The sequence below is a fragment of the Paraburkholderia sp. BL17N1 genome (assembly GCF_003634175.1).
Classification (GTDB): domain Bacteria; phylum Pseudomonadota; class Gammaproteobacteria; order Burkholderiales; family Burkholderiaceae; genus Paraburkholderia.
The window spans coordinates 1,877,288-1,890,844 of the sequence record NZ_RBIW01000002.1; the positions used below are offsets into that span (position 1 = coordinate 1,877,288).

The 13,557-nt window shown below is 60.3% G+C and carries 8 protein-coding genes and 3 pseudogenes; 5 read left to right on the top strand and 6 right to left on the bottom strand.

Annotated elements, in window-relative coordinates:
• Window positions 1–506 precede the first annotated feature (506 nt).
• The 4 genes and pseudogenes from B0G82_RS40315 to B0G82_RS28275 form a co-directional block, all read left to right on the top strand.
• A pseudogene (locus B0G82_RS40315) lies at window positions 507–620 on the top strand (integrase); the annotation flags it as partial.
• 244 nt (window positions 621–864) lie between these two features.
• Window positions 865–1,302: pseudogene (locus B0G82_RS28265) on the top strand (ion channel); the annotation flags it as partial.
• Between the two features lie 394 nt (window positions 1,303–1,696).
• On the top strand, window positions 1,697–2,575 hold the full coding sequence (locus B0G82_RS28270; protein WP_116147360.1) for a site-specific integrase: 879 nt from the start codon (window positions 1,697–1,699) through the stop codon (window positions 2,573–2,575).
• Window positions 2,576–2,590: 15 nt separating this feature from the next.
• The gene (locus B0G82_RS28275) at window positions 2,591–3,760 is read left to right on the top strand and encodes an IS91 family transposase (RefSeq protein ID WP_121306688.1); all 1,170 of its coding nucleotides are present in this window, start codon (window positions 2,591–2,593) and stop codon (window positions 3,758–3,760) included.
• A gap of 574 nt (window positions 3,761–4,334) precedes the next feature.
• Here B0G82_RS28275 and B0G82_RS28280 read toward each other — a convergent pair.
• From B0G82_RS28280 to B0G82_RS28295, 4 genes and pseudogenes are all read right to left on the bottom strand, one after another.
• Window positions 4,335–4,615: pseudogene (locus B0G82_RS28280) on the bottom strand (IS5/IS1182 family transposase); the annotation flags it as partial.
• Between the two features lie 200 nt (window positions 4,616–4,815).
• The gene (locus tag B0G82_RS28285) at window positions 4,816–5,565 is read right to left on the bottom strand and encodes a hypothetical protein (protein WP_121309778.1); all 750 of its coding nucleotides are present in this window, start codon (window positions 5,563–5,565) and stop codon (window positions 4,816–4,818) included.
• Between the two features lie 614 nt (window positions 5,566–6,179).
• Entirely contained in the window at window positions 6,180–7,349 is a 1,170-nt protein-coding gene (locus tag B0G82_RS28290) for an IS91 family transposase (RefSeq protein WP_121306688.1), read from the bottom strand.
• A gap of 15 nt (window positions 7,350–7,364) precedes the next feature.
• Window positions 7,365–8,243, bottom strand: coding sequence for a site-specific integrase (locus tag B0G82_RS28295; protein WP_116147360.1), 879 nt, complete (start codon window positions 8,241–8,243; stop codon window positions 7,365–7,367).
• A gap of 567 nt (window positions 8,244–8,810) precedes the next feature.
• Between B0G82_RS28295 and ltrA the strand changes: the two genes are divergently transcribed.
• Window positions 8,811–10,148 carry a group II intron reverse transcriptase/maturase gene (ltrA, locus tag B0G82_RS28300; RefSeq protein ID WP_121306687.1) on the top strand — a complete coding sequence of 446 codons (1,338 nt, stop codon included), beginning with the start codon at window positions 8,811–8,813 and terminating at the stop codon, window positions 10,146–10,148.
• Window positions 10,149–10,698: 550 nt separating this feature from the next.
• Here ltrA and B0G82_RS28310 read toward each other — a convergent pair.
• Window positions 10,699–11,631, bottom strand: coding sequence for a hypothetical protein (locus tag B0G82_RS28310; protein ID WP_121309780.1), 933 nt, complete (start codon window positions 11,629–11,631; stop codon window positions 10,699–10,701).
• Window positions 11,628–13,412, bottom strand: coding sequence for a hypothetical protein (locus B0G82_RS28315; protein WP_121309781.1), 1,785 nt, complete (start codon window positions 13,410–13,412; stop codon window positions 11,628–11,630). The genes B0G82_RS28310 and B0G82_RS28315 overlap by 4 nt, the downstream gene beginning before the upstream one ends.
• Window positions 13,413–13,557 lie beyond the last annotated feature (145 nt).

Below are 13,557 nucleotides of genomic sequence, written 5' to 3' on the forward strand. Positions count from 1 at the left end.
GTGTCGTGCGCTGGATCGGCGTGATGCAGGTGATCGGCCGCCGCGGCGGCCGCTCCGTCGAACAAGATGCGCTGCTCCAGTGCCAGCGCCTGGATACGTGGTCGAAGGTAGCAGTCGGTATTCGACGAATGCGACGTTATGGCCATTTGATCGCCTTACGCTAATTCACTGAATATCGTTGCTGGACGCGATATGAATCGGCCAGAAATTCCGGATGTCGCGCCGGAATGTCATTTGCAAGGTATGAATTTCCGCGTCGCGCGCCGATTACTGAAAGGTGCCTTGAACAGCAAGTCGGAGATTGTTATCAGTTAGCGCTTTCGATCACATAGTCATTTCGTCCCATTCAAACCAACGGTCTATCTGAGATCTGGTCCGCAGTCGACCGGTTGACATTTGTGCCTCGTATTCGCGACGGACAAGGCTGCGAGTGGTTGCAATCAATCGAACCGTAATACTCTTCTCGTTATAGACGACTTTGCTCGTCACGGACATCAATCCTTCTGAATCTGCGGGCGATTCAGTTGCTGCTAGGGCACGCCAAGCTGGAAAGCACGGTACGGTATCTCGGCATCGACGTTGACGATGCGCTTGAGATGGCGGACCAGACCAACGTGTGAAGCGCGAACGCGGGACAGCGATCAGACGCTGGCCATGAGCGGTCGTTCGTCTGTAACCCGCATTCAGACTTCGGGCGGCTGCTTCGCTCACTAAGCGACCGTTCGGCATTATTTGGAGCGGCACATGGCTGGGTGCGGCGGGCGCCACGTGTCCCATGATTGGTCTGGGTAGCACGTTTTGAACTTGCGATCTCCCCGTCCCGAATGCGGCGCCTTTTTTGCCCCCCTGAAGACGGAGTCAATCATGCTCCACAATGTACTGGCCGCCGCGCCGGCCATGGTACTGTGCCTGCTGCTGCAAGGCGTAGTGGTAGCCATCTGCCTGCGCCGGTACGCGCGCTTCCGGCGCAGCTTTAAGAGTCAGGACTTGCTGTGGGTGGATGTTCTACTATTGATAACCGTGATGCTGCTGACCTTGCTCTGCAATTTCGCGCAAATGGCAATCTGGGCTGCGCTGTTCACGTTCTTAGGCGAGTTTTCTGATTTTGCCACTGCTCCCTATCACTCCGCGGTGAACTTCATCACGCTGGGATATGGTGACATTGTCATGTCCAAGCAATGGCGCATGCTTGGACCACTCGAAGCCGCCAACGGCATCCTTATGTTCGGCCTCTCAACTTCGGTGATGACGGCTGCAGTCATGGATGTGATTAAGTACCATCATTCCCGGCTGCGGCAAGAGTCGCCGCGAGAGCACGGTACATGGGGCGGTGAAGAAAGGAAAATTGGCAGCGTCGGGCCAGGGTGGCTGCTCAAGAGACCGTTGTACTCTCGGAAGCGGCCATTGATGTCCCGACAACCGGAGCAGCCGATGTGGGGTCGGCTTATGCCTTTTGCATGAGGCGCGCGCCCGACATGATCATCGCGCTTGGTCATCCGGCTCTGGTCGGCCCATGAAGAGTCATCCGCCTGTCGCGTCGCTCGGACGTTCAGACGGCGGCTCCGCAACAGTGGACTAAACCGCTCGCGCGGTATGGGGCTTCGGTCCAATGCTAGTGGTTCTGGAGAGGAAGCCGACTCTGTTTTCATGTTGAAGGGCGAGGCAATCCGCCTCGTCGTTCAACGGGAGCAGAGTCATGACCCACACACCTCAGCCCATCAGTCCCCTGCGCCAGCGCATGACCGACGACATGCGCATGCGTCAGCTCGCACCGAAGACGCAGGCCGGTTATCTGCGTGTCGTACGCGAGTTCACGCGTTTTCTCGGACGCTCTCCTGACACCGCCACCGTCGAGGACCTGCGGCGCTACCAGTTGCATCTGGTCGACCACGGCGTGTCACCCGTGTCGCTCAACGCGGCGATCACCGGACTGAAGTTCTTCTTCGAGATCACGCTCCACGAGCCCGACCTGATGGCACGCATGCAACCCGTGCGCGTGCCTCGCGTCCTGCCGGTCGTGCTCAGCCCGGACGAAGTGGGCCGCCTGATTGCCGCCACCGGCAATCTGAAGCATCAGACCGCACTATCGGTCGCCTACGGTGCCGGCTTGCGCGCCAGTGAGGTGGTGGCGTTAAAGGTCGGCGACGTCGACGGCCAGCGCATGACCCTGCGCATTGAACAGGGCAAGGGCCGCAAGGATCGTTACGCCATGCTCTCGCCGGTGCTGCTTGAACGCCTGCGTGTCTGGTGGCGAGTGGCGCACGCGCAGGGCCGGATGCTGGAGCGCGGCTGGCTGTTTCCGGGCCTCGATCCGGTCGATCCGCTCAGCACGCGGCAGCTCAATCGCGCCATCCATGCCGCCGCCGAGGCCGCCAACATCGACAAGCGTGTCTCGATGCATACGCTACGTCACAGCTTTGCGACCCACCTGCTGGAGCAGAAGGTCGACATCCGCGTGATCCAGGTCCTGCTGGGGCACAAGAAGCTGGAGACGACAGCACTCTATGCGCAGGTCGCCACCGACCTGCTGCGCGAGGTGATCAGTCCGCTGGAGAAACTTCAGAACAACGGCTGAACACGGCACACAGCCGTGCCCGAAGTCGCGGACGTCTTCCGCGCGCATGGGCCCTTGTGGCGACGGACCGTACAGCTGAGTCTGGGACAGCTGAAGGTCATGTCGGCGATCGAACAGTGCCGCAGCGCGGCGCTGGGTGGACATGTGTTGCGGTGTTCCGGTTGCGAACAGATCGAGGTTGCCTACAACTCCTGCCGTAACCGCCATTGCCCGAAGTGCCAGGCGAGCGCCGCACACCGGTGGCTCGAGGCACGCCAGGCCGATCTGCTGCCGGTTGAGTATTACCACGTGGTCTTCACGCTACCTGCTGCGATCAGCGCGATCGCCTGGTACAACAAGGCGGTGCTCTACGGCCTGCTGTTCGATGTTGCCGCCGAAACCCTCCGAACCATCGCCGCCGACACAAAGCATCTGGGCGCACAGATCGGCGCGACACTCGTGCTGCACACCTGGGGCTCGGCGCTCACGCACCATCCTCACGTACACGGCATCGTTCCCGGCGGAGGCCTTGCGCCAGACGGTGAGCGGTGGGTCGCCTGCCGCCCCGGCTTCTTCCTGCCAGTCCGTGTGCTCTCCCGGCTGTTCCGGCGGCGCTTCCTGGAAGAGCTCACCCATGCACATCGCCGGGGCCAGTTGCGCTTCTTTGGCGAGTACGCCGGGCTTGCCGATCCCACTGCCTTCGCACGGTGGCTCGCGCCGCTGCGTACGTGCGAATGGGTCGTATATGCGAAGCGCCCGTTCGCGGGACCGAAAGCGGTGCTTGCGTATCTGTCGCGCTACACGCATCGCGTGGCCATCTCCAACCAGCGGCTCATCGCGCTCGACGACCGGGGCGTGACCTTCCGGTGGAAGGACTACCGGGCCAACGGCCGCACGCGCCAGAAGACGATGACGCTTGAGCCACAGGAATTCATGCGGCGTTTCCTGCTGCATGTACTGCCTGTCGGCTTCCATCGGATTCGCCACTATGGTCTGCTGGCCAATCCCGTGCGTCGGCAGAATCTGGCTGCGATACGGGCGCTGCCAGACGTGCCAGCTTCCATTACTGTGAGCGAAGGTCCGTCACCGGGCACTCCCGCCCCGAAGTTCGTCTGCCGGCATTGCAGCGCGCCGATGATCATCATCGACATCCTCCTGCGCAGCCACCCAATTCGCGCTCCGCCCACTTGCCGAAGCAACGTATGAAGATGAATCACCCTGGCTGTCCAGACCGACCGTCGGCTCTTCGGCAACGAGCGGGAGGAGACGCTTGTGCCTGTCGCTACCAGCAGACCTTGCCGCGCTCGCGACACCTCTACAGACGTGCAGCATGGATGCAGCAGAACATTTACGTGACCACCAAACCCTCGCTTCGACTGAAGGTTGTGAGTCTCCGCAGTTCATGAGAGCACTTAAATCCCCATAGCTGCGTAAATTTCTGCCGTCCTGGTCCACTCCGCGGTTTCCTCCCTCGAGCGTTGTCCAACGCCTGCCCGCATGCGTCGTCGTGTACTCACGCGGTGGCAGACATGGGCAGGCGTCGAACAACGCTTAACAGTAAGCGGCCGTTCGATTGGCGAAGACGAATGTTGCTTCATCGGCCAGAGCCGTCATTCCGGCATCGGTGCTGGTCAGGCGGGTGTGGGGCGCTTTCCTGCCATTCGCAGGTCGGTGGTCGCGAATGACCCGTCCCACGGAAAGCGAACGAGTACTTGCGACCCCAAGCGGCGTTGTTGCGTAAATCAGGCGTAGAGACGACATGATCTGCGTGCTCTCAATCTCAGGCGATACGGACGGACTGCGGGCGAGCGAGGGCTACCATGCGATTGAGTACACCCGCACGGATCGATACCTCGGTGGCTTGCGAGCCAGTCGCGCGCGCCCACATACAGGAGCTCGTGAGTACCTTGAGCCGGTACATTAAGGTCTCGGCGAGCGATCGCCGGTGGTAGCCGGTTGCCTGCTTCCATTCGCGCCTGCTGCTTCCTTCGAAGCGGCAATAGCTGCATTGCGCCAGGTGGCGCCGGGCGTGCGGTCTGGCCACGGCTTCGCTCCCTCGCGCGGCAAGGCTTGGTGTCATAAACGCCAACGCCCCCCCAAGCTGCCATCGCGGGTTTCATTCCCTCCACGAACGCGGACGTGCCGGGCGCTTGGGGCAACCCCGATCTCCAGGTAAGTCATCGTGCGAGTCCCTTCACAACCTTGCGCAGCTGACTGCGGTCGCATTGCTTCCCCAGTCGCAGCGGTCGAGTGGACCGGCGTCAATGAGAGGGCCTTGGCCGAAAATCGTGGACCTCGATCGCAACGAGAGTCGGAGCTGGCAATGGAGCGTTGCCAACCGGCAACGGCTTCACCGTCCTGCGGGTCGGCACCAGGAATCCCTCGAATTCGCGGAAATCCTCGCAGATGTGAGCGGCCCGCGCCCAGCGTCCGACAATCATGGCGGTGTAATCGAGCCTGCAAAGCCTATGCTGCCTATCGAAATAGAAATCCTGGACCCGGCTGTGCGTTGGAACGTCGTTGGGAAAGGTCGCCCGGATTCTCGACCATGTCCCGGCCGAAGTCGCCAGTGGCGGAAGTTCTTTGAACGTAAAGCCGCCGCGCAAGAACAAGAAAGGCGCTGTCAGATAGTTCCAGAACGCGTAGGCGCCGAAATAGACAAAGTCGACGTCGTCCCAATAGACTTGCCGTCGCCAGCCACAAAATGCTGTTCGCGGTCCTTCGCGGCGTGCCAGAACCGCCCCGTCTCGGCCGACGATTTGAACAAGTTCTTCTCCTTGAAGTTCGCTCGTCTCGCCGACACGCGGAAAATCGTTGAAAGCGAATCGAGGCTCATGTGCCGACGCTCGGACCTGCACTTGTCGCAGTACTGGCCGTCGCTTCGCGGTGAATAGAAAGCCGTGGGCGGAAACCGTCGCCTCGATTTCCGCCAGTTCGGCCCACCGCGCTGCTCCGCCGTGTGCCTCAATCGCCGCCCGGATCGAATCCGGCAATGCATTGCCATCGTCCATGTCGTTTCCTCGCCGCCATCGCGCTGCCTACGCGCCTGCCAACAAGGGCGCACCGCGGAGTTGCACCACAAGCAAGCCGCCCTTTGCGCAACCGATTCTATCGCCCAGCCGAATCGGTGGCCGCCAGCACGTTCGCATGGCTCCCAATTTATCCATCCGAAAACCGATGTGCCGAGCATTGCAGGGTAGCTGCGAACCTCAATTCCCGTTTTGCGCACGACCGCTAAGCGGAAGCTTTCGTGCCGCGCCTGATAGACAGCTTGTGTTAAGCGTTGTTCGACGCCTGCCCATGTCTGCCACCGCGTGAGTACACGACGACGCATGCGGGCAGGCGTTGGACAACGCTCGAGGGAGGAAACCGCGGAGTGGACCAGGACGGCAGAAATTTACGCAGCTATGGGGATTTAAGTGCTCTCATGAACTGCGGAGACTCACAACCTTCAGTCGAAGCGAGGGTTTGGTGGTCACGTAAATGTTCTGCTGCATCCATGCTGCACGTCTGTAGAGGTGTCGCGAGCGCGGCAAGGTCTGCTGGTAGCGACAGGCACAAGCGTCTCCTCCCGCTCGTTGCCGAAGAGCCGACGGTCGGTCTGGACAGCCAGGGTGATTCATCTTCATACGTTGCTTCGGCAAGTGGGCGGAGCGCGAATTGGGTGGCTGCGCAGGAGGATGTCGATGATGATCATCGGCGCGCTGCAATGCCGGCAGACGAACTTCGGGGCGGGAGTGCCCGGTGACGGACCTTCGCTCACAGTAATGGAAGCTGGCACGTCTGGCAGCGCCCGTATCGCAGCCAGATTCTGCCGACGCACGGGATTGGCCAGCAGACCATAGTGGCGAATCCGATGGAAGCCGACAGGCAGTACATGCAGCAGGAAACGCCGCATGAATTCCTGTGGCTCAAGCGTCATCGTCTTCTGGCGCGTGCGGCCGTTGGCCCGGTAGTCCTTCCACCGGAAGGTCACGCCCCGGTCGTCGAGCGCGATGAGCCGCTGGTTGGAGATGGCCACGCGATGCGTGTAGCGCGACAGATACGCAAGCACCGCTTTCGGTCCCGCGAACGGGCGCTTCGCATATACGACCCATTCGCACGTACGCAGCGGCGCGAGCCACCGTGCGAAGGCAGTGGGATCGGCAAGCCCGGCGTACTCGCCAAAGAAGCGCAACTGGCCCCGGCGATGTGCATGGGTGAGCTCTTCCAGGAAGCGCCGCCGGAACAGCCGGGAGAGCACACGGACTGGCAGGAAGAAGCCGGGGCGGCAGGCGACCCACCGCTCACCGTCTGGCGCAAGGCCTCCGCCGGGAACGATGCCGTGTACGTGAGGATGGTGCGTGAGCGCCGAGCCCCAGGTGTGCAGCACGAGTGTCGCGCCGATCTGTGCGCCCAGATGCTTTGTGTCGGCGGCGATGGTTCGGAGGGTTTCGGCGGCAACATCGAACAGCAGGCCGTAGAGCACCGCCTTGTTGTACCAGGCGATCGCGCTGATCGCAGCAGGTAGCGTGAAGACCACGTGGTAATACTCAACCGGCAGCAGATCGGCCTGGCGTGCCTCGAGCCACCGGTGTGCGGCGCTCGCCTGGCACTTCGGGCAATGGCGGTTACGGCAGGAGTTGTAGGCAACCTCGATCTGTTCGCAACCGGAACACCGCAACACATGTCCACCCAGCGCCGCGCTGCGGCACTGTTCGATCGCCGACATGACCTTCAGCTGTCCCAGACTCAGCTGTACGGTCCGTCGCCACAAGGGCCCATGCGCGCGGAAGACGTCCGCGACTTCGGGCACGGCTGTGTGCCGTGTTCAGCCGTTGTTCTGAAGTTTCTCCAGCGGACTGATCACCTCGCGCAGCAGGTCGGTGGCGACCTGCGCATAGAGTGCTGTCGTCTCCAGCTTCTTGTGCCCCAGCAGGACCTGGATCACGCGGATGTCGACCTTCTGCTCCAGCAGGTGGGTCGCAAAGCTGTGACGTAGCGTATGCATCGAGACACGCTTGTCGATGTTGGCGGCCTCGGCGGCGGCATGGATGGCGCGATTGAGCTGCCGCGTGCTGAGCGGATCGACCGGATCGAGGCCCGGAAACAGCCAGCCGCGCTCCAGCATCCGGCCCTGCGCGTGCGCCACTCGCCACCAGACACGCAGGCGTTCAAGCAGCACCGGCGAGAGCATGGCGTAACGATCCTTGCGGCCCTTGCCCTGTTCAATGCGCAGGGTCATGCGCTGGCCGTCGACGTCGCCGACCTTTAACGCCACCACCTCACTGGCGCGCAAGCCGGCACCGTAGGCGACCGATAGTGCGGTCTGATGCTTCAGATTGCCGGTGGCGGCAATCAGGCGGCCCACTTCGTCCGGGCTGAGCACGACCGGCAGGACGCGAGGCACGCGCACGGGTTGCATGCGTGCCATCAGGTCGGGCTCGTGGAGCGTGATCTCGAAGAAGAACTTCAGTCCGGTGATCGCCGCGTTGAGCGACACGGGTGACACGCCGTGGTCGACCAGATGCAACTGGTAGCGCCGCAGGTCCTCGACGGTGGCGGTGTCAGGAGAGCGTCCGAGAAAACGCGTGAACTCGCGTACGACACGCAGATAACCGGCCTGCGTCTTCGGTGCGAGCTGACGCATGCGCATGTCGTCGGTCATGCGCTGGCGCAGGGGACTGATGGGCTGAGGTGTGTGGGTCATGACTCTGCTCCCGTTGAACGACGAGGCGGATTGCCTCGCCCTTCAACATGAAAACAGAGTCGGCTTCCTCTCCAGAACCACTAGCATTGGACCGAAGCCCCATACCGCGCGAGCGGTTTAGTGTACGCCCGTGATGGCGTGCTATCTGCGGGGTGTAAGTCCCCGCCGGAGTTGGCCACAGCTCCGTAGCTGAAGGTAACTGCGTCGTCGTGAGGCGGGGTGGGGAGTAACCGGATGCGAACTGTCGGTCCGTAGGTTAACGAACCTGTTTCGGCGGGGTATGGCGGCGAGCCTGCACTAAAGTGGCGAAGCCTGGAAGTAACACAGCACGCTGTCGTGGCGGATAAAGCGGTGCGGTGGCGTACCACGTGGTTGAGGACGGAACGATGGGACGGTAGCACGCAGCAAGCGGGGAGACCTGCCGGCGAGGTGAACGCTGGCAGGAGTCAGAGTCCCGATAGTACTGCACACGGAGGCGTCAAGCCGTGGAAACCTGCGTCAGAGCAAAAGGCGCACTAGGGAAGCGGGGCAGGAAAGTTGATAGCAGAAGACCGGAAGGAATCAGAGATGAAGATCGAAGCATCGCCAGTGTCGGAAACGACTAGACGAGATGCAGACGCGCTGGGAAGCTGCGTGCAGCGGAAATTCGCGTCAGCTTCAATCTGGACGGACGCTATGTTGGCTGCTCTACAAAACGGAGTTAAAGGAGGTAAATGGCACAGCCTGATTGACAAGGTGTTTCGACTGGACACGCTCGCGCTGGGATGGGTTCAGGTCGAGAAGAACGCCGGGGCGGCAGGAGTGGACCGCATGAGCGTGAAGCGATTCGCGCAGGCGCGGGACCGCTACCTCGCTGAACTGGCGCATGCATTGCAGGATGGTAGCTACCGCCCGCAGCCGGTGCGGCGCGTCTACATACCGAAAGGTAAAGGACGTCGCCCGCTCGGCATACCCGCTGTAAAGGACCGCGTTGTTCAAGCGGCCCTGAAGCTGGTGATCGAGCCGATCTTTGAGCACGAGTTCGAGCCGCGAAGCTACGGCTTCCGCCCGGGCCTGGGCTGCAAGGATGCGCTGCGCGAAGTGGACCGGCATGTGAAAGCGGGCTACTGCTGGGTGGTCGATGCCGACCTGCAAAGCTATTTCGACTCGATTCCGCACCCGCCCCTTCTTGCGAGAGTGGCCGGGCGAATCGCGGACGGCCGGGTTCTGGAACTCATCCAGTCCTTTCTCAAGCAAGACATCATGGAAGACATGACGCGTTGGACGCCCACTTCTGGGAGTCCGCAGGGGGCGGTGATCAGCCCCCTGTTGGCAAACCTCTACCTGCACGAGCTTGACGTGGAAATGCGCGCAGCCGGGCTGGTCATGGTGCGCTACGCGGATGATGCCGTGGTGCTATGCCGTACACGCGAGGAAGCGGAAGCTGCGCTCTCGCGCATGCGGACTTGGGTCGATGCGAACGGCTTGACGCTGCACCCGGACAAAACCCACGTCGGGGATTGCCGGTTGGAGGGTGAAGGGTTCGAGTTTCTGGGCTACCGGTTCGAAGCTGGCGAGCGTTGGGTGCGCAAGAAGAGTCTTATGGGGCTGCGGGACAAAATCCGCACCCTGACCAGGCGCAACAGGGGCGATTCGATCGAGGCCATCATTGCGTCGATCAACCCGATCCTGCGTGGCTGGTTCGGCTACTTCCAGCACGCCCACCGCTACACCTTCTCGTCCGTCGACGGCTTTGTTCGTCGGCGTCTGCGAGCGATCCTGCGCCGGCAGCTTCATCGTCCGGGTCAGGGTCACTGCCTTCGCGATCACACGCGATGGCCAAACGCCTTCTTCGCTAATCTTGGGCTGTTCACGATGTCCGAGGCCCTTCGATTGGCGCGCCAATCCCGATGTGGAAACAACTGACTGGAGAGCCCGTCGCGGGAAAACTGCACACCGGGTTCGGAGGGAGGGGACGGCGATCGCCGTTTCCTACCCCTATCCCCCGACCCACAAGGGACGGTCAGCGTTCCGCATAACGGACATTCAAATGAATGAGGTTGCCCCGCGCGATGACAGACCGGTCAGCAACCAGGCGCCGGGAAAAATTGCGTCAAGCAACGCCTGTCTTCATTGCCGCACGGGCCCGATATGCTGTGACCTTAGCTATGGTGCCGCACGCCCGGTCGCTTGGCCCACCTTTTGTCATACCGCACCATCGGTTTTTCCAGTTTCGGGTGTGATCGCAGAAAGCCCACTGGCAATCTGGACAAGTCTTTAGACGTGCCCAATCGCCGGCCGCAATGGCATTTGCGACTACCGCTACGATATAGCCGATGAAGCTCGCTTCCGACGATTCGATGACCAACTTCGTAGTGTCGTCCATCCATCGGGCTTTCACACTCAGTGCGGCAGTGTTGAACCAGGACCTCTCACTGCGCCGCACCCCTCGCGACGCCCGCGCAACTGCCCGTCGTTATCGACACGACGTTGGCATGCTTTCGGGAGCCTCCAGCCCTATAGACACCCCCGAACCCTTGCCAAACGCCTTGCACACTGTCTGAAAATAGCCCTCCCAGAACGCAACGAGCCTGCGCTCGAGAGCGACCGACAACGCGGCGTTGTTGCCCTTCTCGTCTCGCCCTGCCCCCCAAACGATGACCGTTAGGGGAATCTTCGAGTCACCTGAAAGATGGCCCGCCAGAAGCTCTTGTGCACGAACCTGTCCTAAAGCAGTTGCCTGCTCAAGGCTCATGTTCGCCACCTTTTTCCGAACCTCTGTATCGATCAGATCGGTGAATGCGAAGACACGGCAAGATGTCACCTGTCGGCAACGTTCTGCAATTCCCTCGCCAACCGGAAGCAAAATGTCGGTGGTCGGCGTCTCCGCCGGTACATCTCGCTCGGCGGCCTGTTTTAACGCCTCACGTTGCTCGCGTCGATTCGTCAATCGCTCAGTGATCAATTCCGGCGAAGGATCATCCTGCTCCGGCGACCCAAATCTCCAGTCCTGGAGAGCAGCCTTAGCTTTCTCGAACATTGGCTTGTCCGCATCATCCGCTCTTGGTCGACCACCGGGCACGATCACCTCAACGTAGCAAAGCGTAGTTGGCGACCCGGCAAGATCTCCAGAACCGGTGATGTCTAGGAGCTCCACCCGGCCTTCCACCGCGTCTGACAGGAACAACGAATCTATGCCTTTTCGCCAGCGAATCAGATCCTGTTTGGACAGTCGGCTTGTTCTATCAAGCAACACAATGTTGAGCTGCGAGCGATATTCTGGCCGCGCCTCGCACGGCTGTTCAGCGAGTGTCTGATACTGATTATCCTCGCGTGGCGAGCATCCAGTAAGACAAAGCAGCGCGACGAGAGCCGCAAAGGCCCAGAAGGTGAACCACGGGGACTTCATGATTCGAGTTCCTCCTCGGAAAAGGGAATCCGTCCAAGGGCCTTACTTCGCGATGCGCCATATGCAGAGAGCCCATTCCGCGATAGCCGGTCGTAGACATAGGTATATCGACGCGACCGCTCCACCCGCCATTTTCGGCTCAGTTGGTTAAAAGTCGCCACAGCGTGATTTTCGGTCGAATCGGATTTATCTTCATCCGATGCTACCTTTGCGTCACCGGCGGTCGCGGGGGTTTCTCCAGGTGCTTTCCCCGCCTTGTCGTCGAGGTCATCGGCTTCTGTTGGAGAAGGCAAGGCTAGTGGGTCGCCCGGATTAACCACACCCAATTCCGTCTTTGCCTTCGCCAGGACAAGACGAAGATTTTTTGTCTCCTCTCGTCTACCCTGTCCGTGGACCTGCCGCCATGCCTCGATTCTCAACAGTGCGTCCTCAAGATCACGAACGGCCATACTCGCGAGTTGATACTCGAAAACAGGATCTCGAGACAGCACCATCCTTGCGGCAGACAGCAGAAACAGGGCGAGGTACACGCCGATCGCGACCAGCTTGTCCGATTTATCCAGAGATGGGTTGAAAGTGTAAAGAATCGCGCTCTTGTCGTTTATTGCCTTTTTCTGGACTTCGACCTCGCTCGCGAATTTCGCTACCCCATCGTTGTTTTCCAACCTCTTGTTGTTGTATGCAGCCGAAGCCTGTTGTCTCTCCAACTGTTTCAAGGTTCCTTTCATTTCCTTGACCGCAGCAATATCAGGGAGCTTGCTGCGTAGATCAGCTCCCGCGCCAACCATCAAGAGCGCACACAGAAGTACGAGTATCGCCGAGAGAAGTTGTCGAAGCCGGTATCGCTCACGCCACGGTCGCTTCTCATCATCAGCATAATTCGGAAAGGCGCGCAGTATCGACATGGCAAAAGCATGCCCGAGCAAACCCAGCAACGTCGTAAAGATAGCAGCCCCTACATAGGCCGCTGCCTTGTCGTCCGGAGTCAAAAATTCGAAAGCGGGGAAGGCAAAAACAGCCTCAGCGGGGATCAGTACAATCGGGCCGACATTCAGCACCTTTCCGAACCAGCCTTTGACCCGCTCTGATAATGAAGTGGGTGCAGGCGGCGTCGCTGGCAAGTCGCGGTCCACCGCCTTTCCTTGAAACCACCCTTTCAGGTCTCCGAGACGGTCCATGTACGCGGGCCGCTTCAGCTTCTCTTTCCACTTGTCGAAAACGACCCGCTCTTTTGCAAGCCGCTCCCGCAGACCTTCCTCAAGAATCGTCAAATAACGTGTATCTTCTTCCGCATCGTAAAGGTTGTGGACTTCCAGATTCTCCTGTGCCATGACAACGATGGCCCTACGCCTGCGTATCAAGAGAGTCTTTCTATCGATGCCAAGGCCAGCGTCTGCTGCGTCCAGCGCGAGCTCATCGGGAGTCAGTGTGTTGTTTATCGCGGCATCCACGTTCATTGCGGCACGCGCAGCCTTCACATCTCGAAACAGATACCGGTTATAAGCAGTGACGGGATCGGTGTATCGATGCACGCCGCCCCACACATCGTGGAGTGCTTGAATCCTGTCCGACCAGCGCTCGCGGAATGTCACCTTCTCGAACCAGCGAGGGCCAACCTGCGGACCCGCATCAAACGCCCAGCGTTTCTGTTGGGCGCGTCGCTGACGTTCCTGAAAGTCTTCCCTATGCTTGCGCTGCTGAGTCTGATGAGCAAAATCTGCCGCTGCAGCGGATTGAAGAGCCTCGCCTACTTCATCCCGCTCCCGAAAAAATCCAAACATGCCCCGTTCTCCTTGCATAGGTGCGATGCGGTAGGGGATGAATGTGGAATTGCGTACAAGTGCCTCACTGCGGCCCTATTTTCTTGCTATTTTTAATGGACCATCATGATAAGAAACACGACAGCGAATACATGTATGTGCGTTA

Bases quoted from the DNA above. Each gene is read 5' to 3' on its own strand.
- ltrA (WP_121306687.1), top strand. From the start codon at position 8,811: ATGAAGATCGAAGCATCGCCAGTGTCGGAAACGACTAGACGAGATGCA.
- B0G82_RS28295 (WP_116147360.1), bottom strand. From the start codon at position 8,243: ATGACCCACACACCTCAGCCCATCAGTCCCCTGCGCCAGCGCATGACC.
- B0G82_RS28270 (WP_116147360.1), top strand. From the start codon at position 1,697: ATGACCCACACACCTCAGCCCATCAGTCCCCTGCGCCAGCGCATGACC.
- B0G82_RS28285 (WP_121309778.1), bottom strand. From the start codon at position 5,565: ATGGACGATGGCAATGCATTGCCGGATTCGATCCGGGCGGCGATTGAG.
- B0G82_RS28315 (WP_121309781.1), bottom strand. From the start codon at position 13,412: ATGTTTGGATTTTTTCGGGAGCGGGATGAAGTAGGCGAGGCTCTTCAA.
- B0G82_RS28310 (WP_121309780.1), bottom strand. From the start codon at position 11,631: ATGAAGTCCCCGTGGTTCACCTTCTGGGCCTTTGCGGCTCTCGTCGCG.